Below are 20,630 nucleotides of genomic sequence, written 5' to 3' on the forward strand. Positions count from 1 at the left end.
CTTCTCCCCGCCTGCGGGGAGAAGGGGACCGGCAGGCCGGATGAGGGGCAGGCCGCAGGCGATATCATCGCAAAAGCGCCCGCGCCTCCTCGATGCCCAGCGCCGCGGGCTGCGTGCAGGTCGTCACGATGTCGATCGCCCTGCCCTCCTCCGCCGAGCGCAGGATCGCGGTCAGGACATCGATCGTGTGCAGCGACCGGTCGAGCGAGCAGCGGTAGTCGCGGCCGGTCGTCACCGCCTCCATCATGTCGGCAAGGCCGATGCCACGGTAGTTCGCCTGCAGGCCCCAGTCGAACTCATAGTTCTGCGCCGTCAGCGGATGGTCCCAGACCTCCACCGCCCTCGGCTCGCGGTCCGTGCCGGCGACCTCCACCGTGCCGCCGAAGAAATTCGGGTCGGGCACGAAGACGGCGCCCTCGGTGCCGTAGAGCTCCATGTTCTGGTGGCGATGCGCCCAGACATCCCAGCTCGCCATCAGCGCGACCTGCGCGCCGCTGGCAAAGTCGAGGATGGCATGGATGTTCGTCGCGACGGCCACCGGCACCCTCTCGCCGAGGCGCGGGCCGTTGCCGATGGTGCGCTCCTCATGTGCCCGGTTGGCGAGCGCCACGACGCGCCGCACCGGCCCGACGAGGTTGACGAGGTTGTTGACGTAATACGGCCCCATGTCGAGGATCGGCCCGCCGCCCGGCGCGAAGAAGAAATCCGGGTTGGGATGCCAGCTCTCCATGCCCGGCCCCAGCACATGCGCGGTGCCGGACATGATCTTCCCGACCGCGCCGCTGTCGATGAGATGGCGCACGAACTGGTGCGCGCCGCCGAGATAGGTATCCGGCGCCGAACCGACCTTCAGCCCGCGGGCATCGGCGATGCGGCGCAGGTCCTCGCCCTGCTCCAGCGTCAGCACGAAGGGTTTTTCCGAATAGACGTGTTTCCCCGCCTCCAGCGCCCTTTTCGAGACCGGGTAGTGCGCCTCCGGCACCGTCAGGTTGACGACGACGTCGACGGCGGGATTGGCGAGCAGCGCGTCGATCTCCTGCGCTTCCACGCCGAACTCCTCCGAGCGCGCCCTGGACGCGGCCGGGTTGATGTCGGCGCAGGCGACCAGCTTCAGGTTCCTGAAGGTCGGGATCAGCCTGAAATAGGCGCTCGATATGTTGCCGCAGCCGATGATGCCGACTCCGTATTCCTTGCTCATGATGGTCAGTCCTCAGAATGCCTTGATGGTCGCGATCGACCGCATGGCGAGCCGCGCGATGTCCCTGGGATTGTCGTGCTCGACGATGAAGTGCTGGACAGGCGAGCCGGCGAGCGCCTTGGCGAGATCGCCCCACGGCACCACGCCGTGGCCGACATCCGCCCAGCCGTCCTCCTCCGCGTTCTCGCCCTTCGGCGCGATGTCCTTGACGTGCACGGCGGCGATGCGGTCGCCATATTTCCGGATCCAGGCGAAGGGATCGGCGCCGCCGCGGATGATCCAGGCGATATCCGCCTCCCAGGCAAGGTCCGGCCCGCCGGCAAAGAGATGGTCCAGCGGCACGGTGCCGTCGGGCAGCGCGAAGAACTCGAAGTCGTGGTTGTGCCAGCCGAAGGTAAGGCCCGCCTTGCGGATCGGTTCGCCGGCCTTCTGCAGCCGCGCGCCGAGGGCGCACCAGCCGGCGGCGTCCGCCGGGCGGTCCTCCGGCAGAAGATAGGGGCAGTAGACCGCCGCGATGCCGAGCGTGCGGCAGATGGCGAGCACCCGCTCCGGCTCCGCCTCCAGCATGTCGAGGCTGAAATGGGCGGTGGGCATGGTGAGGCCGTTGGTGTCGAGGTCGGCCTTCACCTGCTGGATCGCGGCATCGTCGAGCGAGGCATAAAGGGCGCCATAGCCCTCGACCTGCTTGTAGCCGGCATCTGCGAGAATCCGGAAAACCTCGGCAAAGGGTTGGAAATTGCGGGCGCTGTAGAGCTGGAAGCTGACTGTCTGCATGAAAATTTCCTCGGGTTACTCGGATTGCGTCTGGCAGGAATGAAGATCGAGCCAATGGATTTTCGGAACCGCGCCGCGTTCGGCCGGGGTGAAGATCACCGTTTTCCGTTCGCCCGCCGTGAGGTCGAAGGCATTGTCCGACCAACGGCCGGCGACATCGGCCTCGAGCATGACATGGAGCGCAAGACCGCTGACGCTGGCTGTGACGGCGACGGCGCCGTCCTCGCGCGGCGAAACGTCGAGGGTGAGGCCGGACGGTTCGAGTTCCAGCGCCTTGTAGGTACCGTGCACGTGGTGCCCCTCGCCGCGCATGCCGTTGGACGCCTCGAAGGACCAGAAGAGCAGCGTGTCCTCCGGCAGGTCGGCGGAAAAGACGGAGAACAGCATCTCCGCCCTGTCCGGCCCGCATCGGCCTTCGGCGCTGCGGTAGGGCCGGCGCTCGCCGGAAAGCGGGACGAGCCAGGTGTCGAGCTTCACCGCCACCGCCTCCACCGTGTCGTTGACGACGGAAAAGCCGATGGTCTCGCCATCCCGCGAGGGGATCGCCGCCACGGCGACGGGCTGGAAGAAGCGGCGCGCCATGTAATGCATGGCCTTCCAGCTGCCGCCATGGTCGAGGCTCGACCAGGAGGCGACCGGCCAGGTGTCGTTGAGCTGCCAGTAGAGCGTGCCCATGCAATGGGGTTTCAGCGAGCGCCAGTAGTCGACGGCGGTGCGGATGGCGAGGCCCTGCTGGATCTGGCTGAGATAGACGAAGCTCTCGAAATCCTTCGGGAAGCGGAAATAGCGGAACATGGTGCCGGCGATGCGCTCGTTGCCGCCGGCATTCTTCTGGTGGCTCTCCATCACCGGCGAAGCGATGTTCATGTCCTTCGGCGCGGCGAAGGACCTCATGACGGGCATGGAGGTGTAGGACTGGAAGCCGAATTCGGAGCAGAAGCGCGGGCGCACGGTGCGGTAGTCGTCGAACGACTTGTTCTCGTGCCAGACGGACCAGTAGTGCATGTCGCCGGAACCATCGGCATGCCAGGCATCGCCGAAATCGAGAGTGCCGGAGGCCGGGCTCGACGGCCACCAGATCGCGCCGGGCGCCGCCTTCCTCATCGCCAGCTCGATGGTGCGGTTGAGCCGGTCATAGGAGACGAGATAGCGGTCGCGGTTCTCGCGGCTCGCCTCGAACCAGGTCAGCGCGCCGACCAGTTCGTTGTCGCCGCACCAGAGCACAATGGAGGGGTGCGAGGCGAGCCGCTTGACCTGGTAATCGACTTCGGCGGCGACATTGTCGAGGAAATCGACGGTGGAGGGATAGAGATTGCAGGCGAACATGAAGTCCTGCCAGACCATCAGGCCGAGTTCGTCGCAGAAATCATAGAACCAGTCCGGCTCGTAGAAACCGCCGCCCCAGACGCGGATCATGTTCATGTTGGCTTCAGTGGCCGATTGCAGGAGGTCGCGCACGCCAGCCGGCGTGATCCGGGAGGGCAGCGCGTCGGCGGGAATCCAGTTCGCGCCGCGGCAGAAAATCTCGCGGCCGTTGACCTTCAGGGCGAAGCGGCTTCCGGCCTCGTCCCTGTCGGTGACCAGCTCGACCTGGCGCAGGCCGATGCGGCGCACCACCGTCTCGCCCGGCGTCTCGACGCGGACGGCATAGATCGCCTGCTCGCCATGGCCCGCCGGCCACCAGAGGGCCGGCCTCTCGATGCGGAACATGTGGGTGAGTTGCGTCTCCCCGGCATTGACGCCGATATCGAGCCGGACCCGCTCCTCGCCGAGCGAAAAATGCACGGGCAGGATGCCGGGCGCTTCGGCATGGAAGGTGGCGGTGACGTAGAGATCGACCGCGCCGTCGGCATGGTGGAACTGCCGGGTCGTCACATGCTCGATGCGGGCGACCTCCAGCCGGCGCAGGAAAATTGCGCCGTAGATGCCGAGCGGGGCGATCGCGATGTTCCAGTCCCAGCCGAAATGGCACTGGGGTTTGCGCAGCATGTTGCCGTTGGGGATCGGCGAATTGCCGGGGTGCCAGGGGATGAAGAAGGGCTGCGCCGCCTGCCGCGCGGCACCGGCGGCGATGCTGGAATGGATCAGCACCCGCAAGACGTTCTCGCCGGCCTTCAGCGCCTCGGTGACGTCCGGCCGGTAGCGGCGGAAGCAATTGTCGGCATCGAGCACCAGCACGCCGTTGACATAGACGGAGGCGACGGTGTCGATGCTGCCTATGTCGAGATACCAGTCGCCCTCCAGCATTTCCGGCGTGACGTCGAAGGTCCGCTCGATCGCCCAGTCCTCCAGCGCCACCCATTGCACATCCCGTTCGTTGCGGCCGGCATAGGGATCGGGGATGAGGCCGGCGGAAAGAAGCGCGCTGTGCACGTCGCCGGGCACGGGCATCGGCGCGGTGTGGCCGGTACCGGCGCCGGTGAGCGTCCAGGTTCCGGAGAGGTCGATCGCGGTGGTTTCGGTTTGTTGGATCATTCGCCTATCCCTGAAGCATGAATGCGGGGAAACACCCCCTTTGCCCTGCCGGGCATCTCCCCCTTGAGGGAAAGGCAATTGCAAATGAGGCAAGCCGGCGCTGAAATCCCCTTCTCCCCCGCGGGGAGAAGGTGGCCCGAAGGGCCGGATGAGGGGGTGGCTCGAACGGATCACTCACGCCTTCGACCTCCCCCTCATCCGCCTGCCGGCACCTTCTCCCCGCGGGGGAGAAGGGGATGGAGCAGCCGTTCCGCTCCATAAGCGGTCGCCCTGCTTTCAAGAAAGGAAATTGGCAGGAGGGGAGAACATGACTTGGACTGCAACGCCTGCGATGGGCAAAACATTGCCCCATCCGATCTCCCCCCTTGTGGGGGAGATGGCCGGCAGGCCAGAGGGGGGTGGTCACGATTTCCAGCATGCTAGATCCGCTCCTCGGTCTCCGCATCGAACAGCGAGGCCAGCCCCATGTCGAAGGAAAGTTTCACCGCCGTGCCCGGTGCGAAGCGCCGCGCGCCGCCGACACGGACGGAGAGCGTATGGCCCGCATGTTTCAGCCAGAGCAGGTTGTCGGCGCCCATCGGTTCCTCGATATCGACGGTGGCCTGGTGGGTTTCGGCACCCTCGCCGTTGACCGACACATGCTCCGGCCGCACGCCGAGCACGACCTTGCGGCCGGGCCGGAGCGTCTCGGCCGCATCGTAGCCGTCGAGCGCGAAATCGACGCCGTTCGTCGTGAAGACCGGCCTGCCGTCCCGCCCGGCGATCTCGCCGCGCAGGAAGTTCATCGACGGCGAGCCGATGAAGCCGGCGACGAACATGTTCCGCGGCGCGTTGTAGATCGTGTTCGGATCGGCGAGCTGCTGGATGACGCCGCTCTTCATGATGGCGATGCGGTCGGCGAGCGTCAGCGCCTCGATCTGGTCGTGGGTGACATAGATCATCGTGTTCTTCAGCGACTGGTGCAGCCGCTTGATCTCCACCCGCAGCTCCGAGCGCAATTTCGCATCGAGGTTGGACAGCGGCTCGTCGAAGAGGAAGACGTCGACGTCGCGCACAAGCGCACGCCCGATCGCCACGCGCTGGCGCTGGCCGCCGGAAAGCTCGGAAGGCTTGCGCTTGAGCAGCGGGCCGATCTGCAGGATCTCGGCGGCGCGGGCGATGCGCTTGTCGATCTCCGGCCGCGGCATTTTCGCCACCTGCAGGCCGAAGGAAAGGTTCTTCTCCACCGTCATCTGCGGATAGAGCGCGTAGGACTGGAACACCATTCCGATGCCGCGGTCCTTCGGCTCTTCCCAGGTGACGTTCCTGTTCTTGATGAAGATCTGCCCGCCCGTCGGCTCCAGAAGGCCGGCGATGCAGTTGAGCAGCGTCGACTTCCCGCAGCCGGACGAGCCGAGGAGGACGAGAAACTCGCCGTCGCCGATGTCGAGGTTGAGGTTCTCCAGCACGTTGACCGCGCCGAAGCTGAGCGAAAGGTCCTTGATCGATACGGAATTCTGCATGGCTTACCCCTTCACGGCGCCGGCGGCGATGCCGCGGACGAAGAGGCGCCCGGACACGAAATAGACGATGAGCGGGACCGCGCCGGTGAGCAGCGTCGCGGCCATGTTGACATTGTACTCCTTCACCCCCTGGACGGAGTTGACGATGTTGTTGAGCTGCACGGTCATCGGGTAGACCTCCGGCCGGGTGAAGACGACGCCGAACAGGAAGTCGTTCCAGATGCCGGTGATCTGCAGGATCATCGCGACGACGAAGATCGGCAGCGACATGGGCAGCATGATGCGGAAATAAATCTGCCAGAAGCCCGCCCCGTCGATGCGCGCCGCCTTGAACAGCTCCTCCGGCAGGGCGGAGAAATAGTTGCGGAAGAGCAGCGTCAGGATCGGCATGCCGAAGATCGTGTGCACGATGACGAGGCCGATCAGCGTGCCGTAGATGCCCATTTCGCGCAGCACGATGACGATCGGATAGATCATCACCTGATAGGGAATGAAGGCGCCGACGATGAGGATGGTGAAGAAGATGTCCGCGCCCCTGAACTTCCAGTTGGCCAGCGCATAGCCGTTGACCGAGGCGACGAGGATGGAGATCAGCGTCGAAGGCACGGTGATGCGCACGGAATTCCAGAAGCCGCGCGACAGGCCGTCGCAGTTGAGGCCCGTGCAGGCGCTCGCCCAGGCCTTCGCCCAGGGTTCGAAGGTGATTTCCAGCGGCGGCGAGAAGATGTTGCCGAGGCGGATTTCCGGCATGCCCTTCAGCGAGGTGACGATCATCACGTAGAGGGGCAGCAGGTAATAGAGCGCCGCCACGAGCAGCGTGCCGTAGAGCATGATGTTGCGGCCGGAAAGCGCGCGGCGGGGTTTGGCGCCCCAGGGTTCGGCCCCGGCCCTGGCGGTGGCAGCGGGGACGGGAAGAGTAACGCTGTCAGACACGCTTGCGCCCTCCGAATTCGAGATAGGCCCAGGGGATGATGATGATGGCGACCGTGACGAGCATCATGGTGGAGGCGGCAAAACCCTGGCCGAGGTTCTGCGCCTGGAACATGTAGTCGTAGACATATTTCGCCGGCACTTCGGAGGCGATGCCCGGCCCGCCGCTCGTCTGCGCCACCACGAGGTCGTAGACCTTGACGATGCCGCTGGCGATGATGACGAGCGTGGTGATGAAGACGGGGCGCATCATCGGGATGACGATGAAGAGATAGGTCTTCCACATCGGTATGCCGTCGACGCGCGCGGCCTTCCAGATGTCCTCGTCTATGCCGCGCAGGCCCGCCAGCAGCAGGCACATGACGAGCCCGGTGCCCTGCCAGAGGCCGGCGATCAGGACGCCGTAGATGACGATGTCGGCATTGTAGAGCGGATCGAAGGTGAAACTCGTCCAGCCGAGCGCGCGCACGACGGACTGCACGCCGAATTCCGGGTTCAGGATCCACTGCCAGACGAGGCCGGTGACGATGAAGGACAGCGCGAAAGGATAGAGGAAGATCGTGCGGAAGGTGTTTTCGAAGCGGATCTTCTGGTCCATCAGCGCCGCCAGCACGAAGCCCACCACCAGGCTGAAGACCAGTGTCAGCGCGCCGTAGATGGCGAGATTCTGGATCGAGACGATCCAGCGCGGCGCGTCCCACAGGCGCTCGTACTGGTCGAGGCCGACGAAGTTCGCCCGCGGCAGCAGCTTCGAATTGGTGAACGAATAGACGACGGTCCAGATCGTGCCGCCGAGAAAGATGACGACGGCGGTGAGCATCATGGGAATGGAGGCAATCTTTGAGCTGAGATTGCGCAGCAGTCTGCGGGGACGACCGGTGTGTGCCTGGCCCGTCATGGGTCACTTCCTCCTTGGTCTCGATCAGGGGCAGCGCCCATGGGGCGCCGCCTGGCCGGCGGCGAACCGCCGGCCGATGCCTTCCCGGCAATTCCGCATGCAAGGCCGCCGCGCAGCCTTGCTGGAACTGCCCGCCTGATCAGTCCGCCGACGCGATGATGGCGGCGAAACGCTTCTGCGCGTCTTCCGGCGTCATCGAGGGATTGGCGAAGAATTCGGAGAAGAGATCCTCCTTCTGCTTCTGGCTGTCGGCCGAAAGCAGCTGGTCGGTGCCCTCGATCACATTGCCCTTGGCGAGGATGTCGAGCCCCTTCTTCATGCAGTCGTTCGCCGCGGCGAGGTCCACGTCGCCGCGCACGGGAAGCGAGCCCTTCTTGAGGTTGAAGGCGACCTGGGTGGCCGGCGCGAGCAGCGTGGAGGCCAGCACCTCCTGCGCCTTGGATTTCTCCTCGTCCGCCAGAACCGGGAAATAGAAGGCGTCGCCGCCCGTCGAGATGACCTCGTTCACGCCGAGGCCCGGAAGGCAGGTATAGTCCTTGCCCGCGACCTTGCCGGCGAGCGCGAACTCGCCCTGCGCCCAGTCGCCCATGATCTGGCCGCCGGCCTTGCCGGTGATCACCATATTGGTCGCCTGGTTCCAGTCCTGCACGTTCGTGCCCCTGGACATGCGCCGCGCATCCTCGGCCGCCTTGAAGACCCTGGCCATGTCGGGCCCGGCCGCGACGTCGGCATCCTTGTCCTTGAACACCTTGTTGAACGTGTCCTTGCCGGCGATGGCCACCATCAGCACGTCGAAGGCGCCGGCCGCCTGCCAGGCCTGCCCGCCGACGGCGAGCGGCACGATGCCGGCCTTCTCCAGCGCCGGCGCGGCGGCGACGAACTCGTCCCAGTTCTTCGGCACGGGCACGCCCGCCGTTTCGAACGCGGCGTTCGACAGCCACAGCCATTGCCAGGAATGGATGTTGACCGGCGCGCAATAGATCTTGCCGTCGACCGTGCAGCTGTCGAGCAGGCTGGCCGGCTTGATGATCTCCTTCCAGTTCTCGCGCGTCGCCACGTCGGTGAGATCGCGCAGCAGGCCGGCCTCGACCAGCTCCTCCGCCTGGCGTCCATGGTTGAACTGCGTGGCGCCCATCGGGTCGCCACCGGTCAGCCGGCTGACCATGATCGGGCGGGCCGTGCTGCCGGCGCCGGCGATCGCACCGTCGATCCACTTGTTGCCCGTGGCGTCGAACGCCTTTGCGAACTCGGCGACCGCCGCGGCCTCCCCGCCGGACGTCCACCAATGGGTCACCTCCAGGTCCGTCGCATAGGCGGCGGCGGACGGCAGGACCACGGTTGCCGCCAGCATGGCAGCCATAAAGCGCATTTTCATGAGTCTCCTCCCTCACTGAAACGTTGCAGTAAAACGTAACCCAATCGATTTAATCACGCAACCGGGTCCGGGCCAGAAATCCCGTTTTCCCCAGTACCGGGAATTTTCGAGGAGGGAATACGCCCCATTGCGCAACGCGGGAAGCCTCTCGGCTCCCCTCAATAATAGATTGTTATTATTGATTTAATTATTAGAGCAGTAACGATCATGGAGACCATGGGCCGGCGGTAGAACACCTGGCGCTTTCGCAACGCAACAGGCATTCCGGCGCCGGTGCAAAGGCGAGTCCGTGCATTTTTCGCTCGACAAACAACCTGCATCGTTACAGTTTTGGAGCGAAGCCCATGAAGGAGTGGCGGCTCTGGTTAAAATATGTATAACCGACCGCTAATGCGAAGAGGTGGCAGGCAGGGGATGGACAAGACGATGAGCGAAGGCCCGGCGGCGGCGCTTCCGCATCCGAGCGAGCGGCCGACGCTGAAGACGATCGCCTTCATGACCGGCCTCGGCATCACCACGGTTTCGCGGGCGCTCAAGGACGCGCCGGACATCAGCGCCGAGACGAAGGAGCGCGTGCGCCTCGTCGCGCGCCAGATCGGCTACCAGCCGAACCGCGCCGGCGTGCGTCTTCGCACCGGCAAGACCAACGTCATCAGCCTGATCCTCAGCCTCGAAGAGGAGATCATGGGCCTGACGAGCCCCATGGTCGTCGGCATTTCGGAAGTCCTCGCCACGACGCAGTACCATCTCGTGGTGACGCCCTACCGCACGCAGGGCAACGCGCTGGACCCGGTGCGCTACGTGCTGGAGACGGGGGCGGCCGACGGTGTGATCATCTCGCGCACCGAGCCGAAGGACCCGCGCGTCGCGCTGATGATGGAGCGCAACTTTCCCTTCGCCACGCACGGGCGCACGGAAATGGGCCTCACCCATCCCTATCACGATTTCGACAACGAGCGCTTCGCCTACGAGGCGGTGCGGAAGCTGGTGGAGCGCGGCCGCAAGCGGCTCATCCTGCTGCAGCCGCCGCCCTATCTCACCTTCTACCTGCACATGCGGGCGGGGTTCGAAAAGGGCATCCGCGATTTCGGCGCGATGGCCCTGCCCTTCAACCAGGTGAATCTCGACAACGGCCTCGTCGACATCCGCAGGGCCGCCGAGACCCTGTTCAGCGCGCCGGACGGGCCGGACGGCATCGTTTCGGGCAGCGGCGGCGGCGCGGTGGCGCTGATCGCCGCGCTGGAGGCGAAAGGCCGCAAGCTCGGCCACGACATCGACATGGTGTCGAAGGAGCCGCACATGTTCCTGCAATGGCTGCGGCCGGAGGTCGTGACCATGCGCGAGGACATCCGCCTCGCCGGCCGGGAACTCGCCAAGGCCGTCATCGGCCGCATCGAGGGGACGGCGGCGGAGGAGCTGCAAACGCTGAGCTACCCGATCCCGACGGACGACGCGTAGGCTCGCCCCTCACCTGCCTGCCGGCATCCTCTCCCCGCAGGCGGGGCGAGGAAGGCTGGGCGAACCGGTTTCCTCCCTTCAGCAGAATGAAGGAAAACGGTTCGGCACCCCCTTCTCCCCGCCTGCGGGGAGAAGGTCCCGGCAGGGGGATGAGGGGCAGATCCATGACATCGAAAGCAAACGGCCCGGTCTTGGACCGGGCCGTCTGTTGTCGTCAGGCGTTAAGGCCGGAGCCCCACGGGCCGTGATGGCTGTCGGCGCCGTCGACGCGGTCGAAGCCGTGGGCGCCGAAGAAGTCGCGCTGGGCCTGGATGACGTTGGCCGTGCCGCGGGCGCGGCGGTAGCTGTCGAAATAGCCGAGCGCCGAGGCGAGCGCCGGGACCGGCAGGCCATGCAGCGCGGCGGCGGCGACGACGCGGCGCAGCGCCCCGTCGGTTTCCTTGACCATGGCGGCAAAGGCCGGGGTGACGATGAGGTTCGCCGCATCCGGCGCCTTGGTGAAGGCACTGGTGATCTCGTCGAGGAACTGCGAGCGGATGATGCAGCCGGCACGCCAGATCTTGGCGATGGTCGGCATCGGCAGGTTCCAGCCATATTCCTTCGAGGCGGCGGACATCACCGCGAAGCCTTGCGCATAGGCGCCGATCTTGCCGGCGAGCAGCGCGCTTTCGAGGTCCTTGATGAAGGCAGCCTTGTCGGCGACCTCAAGCGCCGGCACGTCCGGCAGGCCGAGGATCTTTTCGGCGGCTTCGCGCTCCGTCTTGAACGAGGAGATCGAACGGGCGGCGACGGCGGCCTCGATGCCGGTCGCCGGCACGCCCATGTTCTGCGCCTCGATGGCGGACCATTTTCCCGTGCCCTTCTGGCCGGCCTTGTCGAGGATCATGTCGACGATCGGGTTGCCGCTGATCGGGTCCCTGGCGGCAAGAACCTTCTCGGTGATCTCGATGAGGTAGGATTCCAGGCGGCCCTTGTTCCATTCGCCGAAGACGGCGCCGATCTCGGAGGCGCTCATCTTCAGGCCGTCGCGCAGGATGCCGTAGATCTCGGCGATCATCTGCATGTCGGCATATTCGATGCCGTTGTGGATGGTCTTGACGAAGTGGCCGGCGCCGTTCTCGCCGAGCCAGGCGACGCAGGGCTCGTCCTTGTACTTGGCGGCGATCGAGGTCAGCACCTTCTCGACGCGCTTCCACGAATCCTCCGTGCCGCCGACCATGATGGAGGGGCCGTGACGCGCGCCTTCCTCACCGCCGGAAACGCCCATGCCGATGAACGTGAGGCCGCTGTCCTTCAGCGCATCGAAGCGGCGCATCGTGTCGCGGAAGTTCGCGTTGCCGGCATCGATCATGATGTCGTTCCGTTCGAGATAGGGGCGCAGCAGGTCCATCTGCTGGTCGACCGCGGCGCCGGCCTGGATCATGATGATGATCGGCCGCGGCGGGCGGATGGCGGCGACGAACTCTTCGATCGTCTCGCAGGGCACGATCTGGCCCTGGAGCGCGCCGGCCTCCTCGTAGAACTCCTTCGTGCGCGCCACCGTGCGATTGAAGACCGCGATCTTGTTGCCCTTTTCGGCAATGTTGAGCGCAAGGTTGGACCCCATCACGCCGAGACCGATGAGACCGATTTCCGCCTGTGCCACGTTCATACCTCCGTAGGATGGCGCGGCGTGGGATGCTTCCGGACCCATGCCGGAAACGCCGCGCAGAAAGAGAGTGAGGAGCTCCGCTCCAGCGGTGGTGTTTTGGCATTCAAATCGATTTACGACAAGGGATTGTTTGGCTTCGGCGGGATTTTCACCGCCACTTGCATGGTTTCTATGACCCCATATCGGCGTGCCGTCAGCGCTGCGGCTTGTCGTCGCCATCATCGAGGACGCGCCAGGCGGCGCCCTCGACATCGTCATACTGCCCGCTCTTCAAAGACCAGAGGAAGGCGGCGAGCCCGAGCCCGCCGAGGAAGAGCGCGATGGGGATGAGGAAGATCAGCGTGTTCATGCCGCGCGCACCAGGGAATCAAGCGGGCGGGCCTCGTCCGCCGCCCGCACGGCGAAGGCCGGTATCTGCCCGCGCAGGCGCAGCGAGTTCACCACGACGATGATCGACGATGTCGACATGGCGATGGCGGCGATCAGCGGCGTCGCGTGGCCGAGGATGGCGATCGGCACGGCGATAACATTGTAGCCGATGGCGAGCGCGAAATTCTGCCGGATGAGGCGGCCGGCACGGCAGGCGGTCTCGTGCGCGAAGGGCACGGCCTCCAGGCTCTCGTGCAGGAAGACGAAGTCCGCCGCCTGCCGGCCGACATCCGCCGCCGTCGCCGGAGCGATGGAGACGTGGGCGGCAGCGAGCGCGGGGGCATCGTTGATGCCGTCGCCGACCATCAGCACGCGGTGGCCGGCGGCCGCCCGTTCGGCGACCGCTTCCGTCTTTTCCCGGGGCGACAGCGCCGCGCGCCAGCGGGGAATGCCGAGCAGGCCGGCAATGCGGGCAACGGCCGGAGCACGGTCGCCGGAGAGGATCGCCATCGCGATATGCGCGCGCTTCAGCGTGGCGACGGCCTCGCCTGCGCCGGTCCGCAGGGCATCCTCGAAGCGGAAGGTTTCCAGCACCTTGCCATTGCGCGAGAGCACGACCTCGGAAAGCCCGTGTTCCTCCCCGCCGGCCGCGGCGCCGCCGCCGGCGAAGGCGCGGTTGCCGAGGCGATAGAGGCCCTGGGGCGTCTCGGCCTGAAGGCCGCCGCCGGCCACTTCCGTCACGCTTTCGACAAGCGGCATCGGCCCCGGCCAGGCGCCCGCCAGCGCCATCGACAGCGGATGGCGCGAATGGGCGGCGAGCGCCGCGGCAAGCGCGAGATGGGTGCGGTTGAGCCTTTCCCGGTCGACGAGGCGCGGCTTGCCGAGCGTCAGGGTACCGGTCTTGTCGAAGACGGCGGTGTCGATCTCGGCAAGGCGCTCCATGGCCGAGCCGTCCTTGACCATCACGCCGCCGGCAAACAGGCGCCCCGCGGCCACCACCTGCACCACCGGCACGGCAAGGCCGAGCGCGCAGGGGCAGGTGATGATCAACACCGCGATGGCGACGAGCATGGCATGCTTCCAGTCGCCGTCGTAAAAACCCCAGCCGAGGAAGGAGGCGAGCGCCAGCAGGTGCACGGCCGGCGAATAGATCTGCGCGGCGCGGTCGGCGATGCGGCGATAGCGGGCCTTTCCCCCTTCGGCGGCCTCCATGAGACCGATGACCTCCGACAGGAACGAATCGCGCGCCGTGGCGACGGCCTCGACGGTGAGCGAACCGGTGAGGTTCATCGCGCCCGCTTCCAGCCGCGTGCCCGGCCCGGCGGCGAAGGGATCGCTCTCGCCGTTGACGATCGAGCGGTCGATGTCGCTTGCGCCCGAAAGCACGCGGCAATCGACCGGGATGCGCTCGCCGGCGGCAATGGAAAGGTGTTCGCCGACGGCGATCTCCTCGACGGGCCGGTAGTCGCGGCTGCCGTCCGGCCGGATGACCATCGCCCCGCGCGGCGAAAGGCGGGCAAGGCCGGTGATGGCCGAGCGGGCGCGGTCGCGCATGACGTGGTCGAGCGTGCGGCCGATGAGCAGGAAGAAGAGCAGGCTCACCGTGGCGTCGAACCAGGCGTGCTCGGCGCTGTGCAGCGTCTCCCAGAGCGAGACGACATAGGAGAGCGTGATGGCGAGCGCGATGGGCACGTCCATGTTGGTGCGGCCGTGGCACAGCGCATTCCAGGCCGACTGGTAGAAGAAGCGCCCGGCATAGATCAGCGTCGGGCCGGCGATCAGCGCGGAGATCCAGTGGAAGAGGTCGCGCGTCGCGGCCTCGGCACCCGACCAGACGGAGACCGAAAGCAGCATGATGTTCGTTGCCGCGAAGCCCGAGACGGCGACGGCGCGGATCAGCTGGTTGCGCAGCCGGTCGTCGCCTTCCGCCGCCAGCGAGAAGAGATGCGTGTCGTAACCCGTGGCGCGGATGGCGGCGGCGATCTCCTGCGGATCGGTGCGCCGGCCCGCGACCTCCTCCTTCCAGACCACCGAAACGCGCCGGGTGGAGAGGTTGACGCGCGCGCGCTCCACGGCCGGCAGCGCGTTCAGCGCGCCCTCGACAGTGGTGATGCAGGTACCGCAATAGACGCCCGGCACGCTGAGGTCGCTCTGGCGCAGGCCCTCGCCGACCGGGCGGCTCGCCAGCATCAGCTCCTCCGAGGAGGGCAGTGCCGCGCGCTGCGCCTCGACGGCGCCTTCCGTGCCGGGTGCGCAGCAGCTCATTTCGACCCTCCCGCAACGACGGTGCGCACGGTCTGGTGGAAGACCTTCTCGCCGTCCCGCTTCGTGCTGATATCGACGACCCACTGGCCGGCCGGCACCGCCTGCTCGGCCACGAATAGCCCCTCGCCCGCCGGTTCGAGTGCGACCGTGAAATCCTTGCGCTCGTCGACGGGCCGCTTGAAGACCGCCGAGACGTCGTCGGCGACAAGGGGGACGCCCTTCGCATCGGTGACGCGGTAGGCGATGCGGCCTTCCGTCACGGTGAGGTCGCCCTCGATGCCGCTGGCCGCGAGCGCCCGCGCCTCCGCCACCTTACCGTTGAACTGCTGGCTGGCAACATAGGTGTTGGGCACGACGAGGCCGCTCCAGCTGTTCGAGGCATTCCAGGCCATGATCAGGTTGACCGTGATGATCGTGCCGAAGAACAGCACCATGACGCCCGCCATGTGCCAGCCGGTGAAGACGAATCCCTGTTCCTTGCGTTCCATGGCCATCACTTTGCTCCCGGCGTGTTGAAATTGGCGGAATAGACGTCGCGCTCGTGGCCCTGCCGGTCTTCCGCGATAATCTGGAAGCCTTCGGCCGCTTCTGCAAGCCGATCCTTCGGCAGGGTGACGAAAACACGCAGCGCCGTCACCTTGTCCGGATCGGCCGGCACGTCGACGCTGCGGCCGTCGGCGCTGTCATGGCCGGCGATCTTCATCGTCGCGCCGGGCATGCCCTCGATCGACACGGTGATGACGCGCGGCTCGGGGATCATGTTGAGCAGCTTCACCGCGTAGCCGTTGCGGACCGAGCCGTCCGATTCGACGACGAACTGCGGATTGCGGTCGTGGATGACGTTGAGGTCCAGCCGGTCGCGCGAAAGCAGCGCGAAAAGCAGCGCCAGGCCCGCCAGCGACCAGACGCCGAAATAGAGCAGCGTGCGCGGGCGGAAGATGATGCGCCAGTCGAAGTGCCGGATCTTGCCGTCGAAGGCGCCGTCGGCACCGCGCACGCGCTTCGGATCCACCGGCACGGTGCCGCCGGCGGTGGCGAGCGCCATGTTGGCCGAATAGTCCGACAGCGTGGCATAGGCGATGAGGCCGCGCTCCTTGCCGATCTTGTCCATCACGTTGTCGCAGGCATCGATGCACAGCGCGCAGGTGATGCATTCGAGCTGCTGGCCGTCGCGGATGTCGATGCCCATGGGACAGACGACGACGCAGGCATTGCAGTCGACGCAGTCGCCGACGCTCTCGCCGGCGGCGATCGCCTTCTTGGCATGGCGGGTGCGCGGCTCGCCGCGCCAGTCGTTGTAGGTGACGACCAGCGAGCTCTCGTCGAGCATCGCCGCCTGGATACGCGGCCAGGGGCACATATAGGTGCAGACCTGCTCGCGCATCAGCCCGCCGAAAATGTAGGTGGTCGCGGTCAGGATGGCGACGGTGATATAGGCGACCGGCGGCGCCTTGAGCGTCGCGAAATTGACGAGCAGCGTCGGCGCATCGGCGAAGTAGAAGATCCAGGCGCCGCCCGTCGCCACCGCGATCACCAGCCAGACGGCGTGCTTGCTGACGCGCTTCCAGATCTTGGCCAGCGTCCACGGCCCGGCATCGAGCTTCATGCGCGCATTGCGGTCACCCTCGATCGCCCGTTCGACGACGAGGAAGAGATCGACCCAGACGGTCTGCGGACAGGCATAGCCGCACCAGGCGCGCCCGACGGCCGAGGTGACGAGGAACAGCCCGAAGCCCGCCATGACGAGCAGCCCGGCGACGAAGAAGAATTCCTGCGGCCAGATCTCGATGAAGAAGAAATAGAAGCGGCGGCCGGCAAGGTCGATGAGCACGGCCTGGTCCGGCGCATGCGGCCCACGGTCCCAGCGGATCCACGGCGTCAGGTAGTAGATGCCGAGCGTGATCAGCATCACCAGCCACTTGAACTGCCGGAAGCGGCCTTCCGCCCGTTTGGGGAAGATCTTCTTGCGCTTTTCATAGAGCGGCTTGCGAACCTTCGCCGAGTTGACGGGTTCCGCCTCATGGCGCTCGATGGAATTGTAGATCGTCGTGGTATTCTGCTGCATGTCGTCGGCCGCACCTGTCGTTGTGCCGGCACAATGACGCCAACGACGGCCTCCATCGTTGATCTACGTCAAGTTTCGGAAATGGCAGGGCGTGGCGGGTTGCCGCACGGAGAGGACACGATGACGGAGACCATCCTGGCCAAGCGCTACGGCGACTACCGCGAATATGCCGCGGCCGGCGCGCTCTCGGCCGTCATCCGCTGCAGCTGGATGCATCGTGCGCCGGAGGGCCCGCCCGCCGCACGCATCGCCGTCGTACCGGATGGCTGCGTCGACCTGCTGTGGACGGATGAGGGCTTTCTCGTTGCCGGGCCGGACCGCACGGCCGCCTTTCCAAGGCTCCGGCCGGGCGAGACGATCCTCGGGCTGCGCCTGCGGCCCGGCATCGCGCGCCACCTGCTGCGCTGCGACCTCGACGCGCTGACCGGCAAGGTCGTGCCTCTCGCCGATATCCGCGCGCACGGGCTGATCACCCACCACGACCGCCTGCTTGCGGCCTCGGGCCCGCTGCAAAGGCTGCGGCTTCTTCAGGCGCTTTTCGCAGCCGGGATGGGAGAGCTTCCTGCCTCGCGGCCCGATGCCACGGCTCTGCATGCGCTCGCCGCAAGCCGGCCGCCGGACGCCATCGCCGCCGAGATCGGCGTGACGGCGCGCACGCTGCGGCGCATGAGCATCGCCGAGTTCGGCTACGGGCCGAAGACGCTGGCCCGCATCCTCCGGCTGCAGGACCTGCTCGGCCGGATCGCAAGGCCCGGCGCTTCCCTTGCCGGCCTTGCCGCCGATGCCGGCTTTGCCGACCAGGCGCACATGAACCGGGAGGTGCTGGCGCTGACCAGCCTGACACCCGGCGAGATCCGGCGGCAGATGCGCGGCTGACTGTCCGTTTTGTTCAAGACTTCGGTGCGGGACCGCGTATCGTGGCACCGAATGGAGAAAACCGATGACCACCCTGCCCGCCCGTATCATCCACCGCACCATCCGGCGCGACTGGCGCGCCGTCCACGCCTTTGCCGCCCGGCCGGAAAACATGCCGCTCTGGGCCTCGGGCCTTGCCGCCGGGCTGACGCGCGACGGAGAGGACTGGATCGCCGATGGCGGGCCGATCGGCAATGTGCGCGTGCGCTTCGCCCCGCCCAACGATTTCGGCGTCATCGACCACCGGGTGACGCTGCCGGACGGGCGGGTGGTGGACAATGCGCTGCGCATCGCACCGAACGGCGATGGCGCGGAGGTGATGTTCCTGCTGCTGCGGCAACCGGATATGGACGATGAAGCCTTCGAACGGGATGCGGCGCATATAGCGCAGGACCTCGAGACGCTGGCGAGACTGATGGAAGAAAGGGACGTGCAGGAATGAGCACCAGGGGCGCGGATCGCAAGATCGACTATATCGAGTTCAACGTCGCGGACATCGCGGCCAGCAAGGCCTTCTACGGCGGCGCCTTCGGCTGGACCTTCACCGACTACGGCCCGCAATACTGCGAGTTCCAGGACGGCCGCCTCACCGGCGGCTTTACGACGCTCGCCCCGGTCAACGCCAAAGGCGGCCCGCTCGTCATCCTCTTTGCCGATGCGCTGGAAGAGGTGCTGGAGCGGGTGACGGCGGCCGGCGGGACGATCGTCAAGCCGATCTTCGACTTTCCCGGCGGCCGGCGCTTCCAGTTCACGGACCCCGACGGCTACGAACTGGCGGTCTGGTCCGACCGCTGATGTGCCTGCCGTAACGTCAATGTGAACGGCCGAGCGCCTTTTACCGAACGAATTCAGGCTTTTTCAATAAGACGCTCCTAGTCAGGGTCCGCGATCAAAAAGGCACGCGGGCTCTCTCCATGTACAAAATCCTCGGCAAGGCATTGGCGGTCGGCGCTCTCTCGACCCTGGCATCCCTCGCCATCAGCTTCGCCTTCGTACCCCTCATGGGCGGCGAGGTGGCGGGCGCCGGGCTCGTCATGACGATCGCCTGCCCGATCGCCATCTCCATTCCCGTCTCGGCCCTGCATTTCTACCAGGCGGACCGGCTGCGCGCCGCCAATGCCGCCCTTGCCCGCGCGAAGGACGAACTTGCCGAGGCCTATGCCCGCCTCAAGCACCAGGCACAGCGCGACGCGCTGACGGGCGTGCTTAACCGCGCGACCTTCATGGCCGAACTCCACGCCCGCGGCCACGGCGGCCGTTCCGGCGGCCTGCTCTTCCTCGACCTCGATCACTTCAAGTCCGTCAACGACCGTTTCGGCCATGCCGCAGGCGACGACGCGCTGCGCCTCGTCGGGGCGGTGCTGCGCGACCTTGCGGGCAGGAACGACCTTGTCGGCCGGCTGGGCGGCGAGGAATTCGCCGTCTTCCTCGACGAGGCTACGCCGGCGCACATGCTCGACCATTCCCAGACGATCCGCGAGGCAGTGGAGGCGATCGACCTGCACGCGCCGTCGGGCCTGCGGATCGCGCTCGGCATCAGCATCGGCGTCTTCCATTGCGCGCCACGCTTCGATCCCGTCGAGGCGCTCGCCGCCGCCGACCGCAACCTCTACCGGGCGAAATCGATGGGCCGGAACACCGTCGTCGCCTGAGCGCCGCGCCGCCAGCCGGATTGCCAAAAAAGAAAAGGCCGCGGTTTCCGCGGCCTTCGTCGTTTGAGAGAACCGGCGCCTACTCGCCGCCGCCCAGCGAATGCACGAAGACGGCAAGCTGCTTGACGGCCGGATCGCCGAGGCGGGGAAGCCAGGCGGGCATGACGCCGTGCTTCGGCGAACGGACCTGCTGGGCGATGGCGGCCTCGCCCTCGCCCTTCAGCCAGATGGCGTCGGCAAGGTTCGGGGCGCCCATCTCGCGGTTGCCCCTGGCGTCATCGCCATGGCAGGCGGCGCAGTTGTCGGCGAAGATCTGCTTGCCGGGCTCGACGAGGCCGGCATCCGACGGCGTGCCCGTCAGGCTGACGACATAGGCCGCGACCTGCTTGATCTCCTCCGGCTGGAGGATATCGCCATAGGCCGGCATGTCCGAGATGCGGGTCTCGTCGTCGCCGGCATGGCGGATGCCGTGGGCGATCGTGTGGTAGATGTCGTCCACCGTGCCGCCCCAGACCCAGTCGTCGTCGTTGAGGTTGGGGAAGCCCGCCGCGCCGGCCGCGCCCGAACCGTGGCACTGGGCGCAGTTGACCTTGAAGGCCGAGGCGCCGCCGGCGATCGCGAACTGCGAGAGCTGCGGGTCGGCCATGATCTCCTGCAGGGAGGATTTGGCGATGCGGTCGACGAAGCCGGCCTGCGCCTGCTTGGCCTCGGCAAGCTCGACGGCGACATTGGCGCGGCTCGACCAGCCGAGCATGCCGGTCGTCGCATCGGAGATCAGCGGCCAGGCCGGAAAGGCGATCGTATAGCCGATCGCCCAGACGATCGTGGCGTAGAACGTCCAGACCCACCAGCGCGGCATTGGGTTGTTCAGTTCGCGGATGCCGTCCCATTCGTGGCCGGTGGTTTCGACGCCCGAGATTTCGTCAATATGCTTCTCGGCCATGATCAGTCCTCCTTGAGAGGGATTTCAGCGGCCCGTTCGGCGGCCTTGCGGGCGCCGGGGCGAAGGGTGAAGACGACGACGGCAAGGAAGAACAGCGTCATGGCGAGCAGTCCCCAGCTGTCGGCGAAGTGCCGCATGGCGGTATAGGTTTCCATGGGCG

Annotated in this window: 19 protein-coding genes; 5 read left to right on the forward strand and 14 right to left on the reverse strand. The window is 66.5% G+C overall.

Features of this window, described 5'->3' with window-relative positions; all coding sequences use genetic code 11:
- Nucleotides 1–64: 64 nt before the first annotated feature.
- The 7 genes from AABQ55_RS15840 to AABQ55_RS15870 all read right to left on the reverse strand — a co-directional run bounded on the left by AABQ55_RS15840 (nucleotide 65) and on the right by AABQ55_RS15870 (nucleotide 9,152).
- Nucleotides 65–1,198, reverse strand: a complete 1,134-nt coding sequence (locus AABQ55_RS15840; protein WP_272805682.1) for a Gfo/Idh/MocA family protein — start codon at nucleotides 1,196–1,198, stop codon at nucleotides 65–67.
- 12 nt (nucleotides 1,199–1,210) lie between these two features.
- A complete protein-coding gene (locus AABQ55_RS15845; RefSeq protein ID WP_272805683.1) occupies nucleotides 1,211–1,972 on the reverse strand; it encodes a sugar phosphate isomerase/epimerase family protein in 762 nt (253 codons plus the stop codon).
- A gap of 15 nt (nucleotides 1,973–1,987) precedes the next feature.
- Nucleotides 1,988–4,447: a beta-mannosidase gene (locus tag AABQ55_RS15850; RefSeq protein WP_336314380.1), complete on the reverse strand. Its 2,460-nt coding sequence runs from the start codon at nucleotides 4,445–4,447 to the stop codon at nucleotides 1,988–1,990.
- A gap of 419 nt (nucleotides 4,448–4,866) precedes the next feature.
- Nucleotides 4,867–5,949, reverse strand: coding sequence for an ABC transporter ATP-binding protein (locus tag AABQ55_RS15855; RefSeq protein ID WP_272805684.1), 1,083 nt, complete (start codon nucleotides 5,947–5,949; stop codon nucleotides 4,867–4,869).
- Between the two features lie 3 nt (nucleotides 5,950–5,952).
- Complete coding sequence (locus AABQ55_RS15860) at nucleotides 5,953–6,780, reverse strand: carbohydrate ABC transporter permease (RefSeq protein ID WP_272807477.1); 828 nt, start codon at nucleotides 6,778–6,780, stop codon at nucleotides 5,953–5,955.
- A gap of 94 nt (nucleotides 6,781–6,874) precedes the next feature.
- Nucleotides 6,875–7,777, reverse strand: a complete 903-nt coding sequence (locus AABQ55_RS15865) for a carbohydrate ABC transporter permease (protein WP_272805685.1) — start codon at nucleotides 7,775–7,777, stop codon at nucleotides 6,875–6,877.
- 139 nt (nucleotides 7,778–7,916) lie between these two features.
- Entirely contained in the window at nucleotides 7,917–9,152 is a 1,236-nt protein-coding gene (locus AABQ55_RS15870; RefSeq protein ID WP_244769554.1) for an ABC transporter substrate-binding protein, read from the reverse strand.
- A gap of 414 nt (nucleotides 9,153–9,566) precedes the next feature.
- Here AABQ55_RS15870 and AABQ55_RS15875 point away from each other — a divergent pair, with 414 nt between their 5' ends.
- On the forward strand, nucleotides 9,567–10,610 hold the full coding sequence (locus AABQ55_RS15875; RefSeq protein ID WP_288084999.1) for a LacI family transcriptional regulator: 1,044 nt from the start codon (nucleotides 9,567–9,569) through the stop codon (nucleotides 10,608–10,610).
- A gap of 214 nt (nucleotides 10,611–10,824) precedes the next feature.
- On the opposite strand, the gene gndA is transcribed toward AABQ55_RS15875, so the two are convergent.
- The 5 genes from gndA to ccoG all read right to left on the reverse strand — a co-directional run bounded on the left by gndA (nucleotide 10,825) and on the right by ccoG (nucleotide 16,960).
- Entirely contained in the window at nucleotides 10,825–12,255 is a 1,431-nt protein-coding gene (gene gndA / locus AABQ55_RS15880; RefSeq protein ID WP_272805687.1) for an NADP-dependent phosphogluconate dehydrogenase, read from the reverse strand.
- Between the two features lie 199 nt (nucleotides 12,256–12,454).
- Nucleotides 12,455–12,610 (reverse strand): cbb3-type cytochrome oxidase assembly protein CcoS, encoded by a 156-nt coding sequence (ccoS, locus tag AABQ55_RS15885; protein ID WP_064330319.1) that lies wholly within the window; start codon nucleotides 12,608–12,610, stop codon nucleotides 12,455–12,457.
- Nucleotides 12,607–14,895: a cation-translocating P-type ATPase gene (locus AABQ55_RS15890; protein ID WP_272805688.1), complete on the reverse strand. Its 2,289-nt coding sequence runs from the start codon at nucleotides 14,893–14,895 to the stop codon at nucleotides 12,607–12,609. The genes ccoS and AABQ55_RS15890 overlap by 4 nt, the downstream gene beginning before the upstream one ends.
- Nucleotides 14,892–15,389 carry a FixH family protein gene (locus tag AABQ55_RS15895; protein WP_272805689.1) on the reverse strand — a complete coding sequence of 166 codons (498 nt, stop codon included), beginning with the start codon at nucleotides 15,387–15,389 and terminating at the stop codon, nucleotides 14,892–14,894. Before AABQ55_RS15895 ends, AABQ55_RS15890 begins: the two co-directional genes overlap by 4 nt.
- A complete protein-coding gene (ccoG, locus tag AABQ55_RS15900; RefSeq protein WP_272805690.1) occupies nucleotides 15,389–16,960 on the reverse strand; it encodes a cytochrome c oxidase accessory protein CcoG in 1,572 nt (523 codons plus the stop codon). Before ccoG ends, AABQ55_RS15895 begins: the two co-directional genes overlap by 1 nt.
- A 120-nt stretch (nucleotides 16,961–17,080) precedes the next feature.
- Between ccoG and AABQ55_RS15905 the strand changes: the two genes are divergently transcribed.
- The 4 genes from AABQ55_RS15905 (at nucleotide 17,081) to AABQ55_RS15920 (ending at nucleotide 19,527) form a co-directional block, all read left to right on the forward strand.
- On the forward strand, nucleotides 17,081–17,836 hold the full coding sequence (locus AABQ55_RS15905; protein ID WP_272805691.1) for a helix-turn-helix domain-containing protein: 756 nt from the start codon (nucleotides 17,081–17,083) through the stop codon (nucleotides 17,834–17,836).
- Between the two features lie 64 nt (nucleotides 17,837–17,900).
- The gene (locus AABQ55_RS15910) at nucleotides 17,901–18,317 is read left to right on the forward strand and encodes an SRPBCC family protein (protein WP_272805692.1); all 417 of its coding nucleotides are present in this window, start codon (nucleotides 17,901–17,903) and stop codon (nucleotides 18,315–18,317) included.
- Complete coding sequence (locus AABQ55_RS15915; protein WP_244769546.1) at nucleotides 18,314–18,670, forward strand: VOC family protein; 357 nt, start codon at nucleotides 18,314–18,316, stop codon at nucleotides 18,668–18,670. The genes AABQ55_RS15910 and AABQ55_RS15915 overlap by 4 nt, the downstream gene beginning before the upstream one ends.
- Nucleotides 18,671–18,789: 119 nt before the next feature.
- On the forward strand, nucleotides 18,790–19,527 hold the full coding sequence (locus AABQ55_RS15920) for a GGDEF domain-containing protein (protein ID WP_272805693.1): 738 nt from the start codon (nucleotides 18,790–18,792) through the stop codon (nucleotides 19,525–19,527).
- 79 nt (nucleotides 19,528–19,606) lie between these two features.
- On the opposite strand, the gene ccoP is transcribed toward AABQ55_RS15920, so the two are convergent.
- Nucleotides 19,607–20,470 (reverse strand): cytochrome-c oxidase, cbb3-type subunit III, encoded by an 864-nt coding sequence (gene ccoP / locus AABQ55_RS15925; RefSeq protein WP_244769544.1) that lies wholly within the window; start codon nucleotides 20,468–20,470, stop codon nucleotides 19,607–19,609.
- A 2-nt stretch (nucleotides 20,471–20,472) separates the two neighbouring features.
- On the reverse strand, nucleotides 20,473–20,625 hold the full coding sequence (locus AABQ55_RS15930; RefSeq protein ID WP_064330326.1) for a CcoQ/FixQ family Cbb3-type cytochrome c oxidase assembly chaperone: 153 nt from the start codon (nucleotides 20,623–20,625) through the stop codon (nucleotides 20,473–20,475).
- Nucleotides 20,626–20,630: the final 5 nt, after the last annotated feature.

It is taken from the genome of Shinella sp. WSD5-1 (assembly GCF_963942435.1).
GTDB classification, from domain to species: Bacteria; Pseudomonadota; Alphaproteobacteria; order Rhizobiales; family Rhizobiaceae; genus Shinella; species Shinella yambaruensis.

Bases quoted from the DNA above. Each gene is read 5' to 3' on its own strand.
- AABQ55_RS15840 (WP_272805682.1), bottom strand. From the start codon at position 1,198: ATGAGCAAGGAATACGGAGTCGGCATCATCGGCTGCGGCAACATATCG.
- AABQ55_RS15845 (WP_272805683.1), bottom strand. From the start codon at position 1,972: ATGCAGACAGTCAGCTTCCAGCTCTACAGCGCCCGCAATTTCCAACCC.
- AABQ55_RS15850 (WP_336314380.1), bottom strand. From the start codon at position 4,447: ATGATCCAACAAACCGAAACCACCGCGATCGACCTCTCCGGAACCTGG.
- AABQ55_RS15855 (WP_272805684.1), bottom strand. From the start codon at position 5,949: ATGCAGAATTCCGTATCGATCAAGGACCTTTCGCTCAGCTTCGGCGCG.
- AABQ55_RS15860 (WP_272807477.1), bottom strand. From the start codon at position 6,780: ATGCTCTACGGCACGCTGCTCGTGGCGGCGCTCTATTACCTGCTGCCC.
- AABQ55_RS15865 (WP_272805685.1), bottom strand. From the start codon at position 7,777: ATGACGGGCCAGGCACACACCGGTCGTCCCCGCAGACTGCTGCGCAAT.
- AABQ55_RS15870 (WP_244769554.1), bottom strand. From the start codon at position 9,152: ATGAAAATGCGCTTTATGGCTGCCATGCTGGCGGCAACCGTGGTCCTG.
- AABQ55_RS15875 (WP_288084999.1), top strand. From the start codon at position 9,567: ATGGACAAGACGATGAGCGAAGGCCCGGCGGCGGCGCTTCCGCATCCG.
- ccoS (WP_064330319.1), bottom strand. From the start codon at position 12,610: ATGAACACGCTGATCTTCCTCATCCCCATCGCGCTCTTCCTCGGCGGG.
- AABQ55_RS15890 (WP_272805688.1), bottom strand. From the start codon at position 14,895: ATGAGCTGCTGCGCACCCGGCACGGAAGGCGCCGTCGAGGCGCAGCGC.
- AABQ55_RS15895 (WP_272805689.1), bottom strand. From the start codon at position 15,389: ATGGCCATGGAACGCAAGGAACAGGGATTCGTCTTCACCGGCTGGCAC.
- ccoG (WP_272805690.1), bottom strand. From the start codon at position 16,960: ATGCAGCAGAATACCACGACGATCTACAATTCCATCGAGCGCCATGAG.
- AABQ55_RS15905 (WP_272805691.1), top strand. From the start codon at position 17,081: ATGACGGAGACCATCCTGGCCAAGCGCTACGGCGACTACCGCGAATAT.
- AABQ55_RS15910 (WP_272805692.1), top strand. From the start codon at position 17,901: ATGACCACCCTGCCCGCCCGTATCATCCACCGCACCATCCGGCGCGAC.
- AABQ55_RS15915 (WP_244769546.1), top strand. From the start codon at position 18,314: ATGAGCACCAGGGGCGCGGATCGCAAGATCGACTATATCGAGTTCAAC.
- AABQ55_RS15920 (WP_272805693.1), top strand. From the start codon at position 18,790: ATGTACAAAATCCTCGGCAAGGCATTGGCGGTCGGCGCTCTCTCGACC.
- ccoP (WP_244769544.1), bottom strand. From the start codon at position 20,470: ATGGCCGAGAAGCATATTGACGAAATCTCGGGCGTCGAAACCACCGGC.
- AABQ55_RS15930 (WP_064330326.1), bottom strand. From the start codon at position 20,625: ATGGAAACCTATACCGCCATGCGGCACTTCGCCGACAGCTGGGGACTG.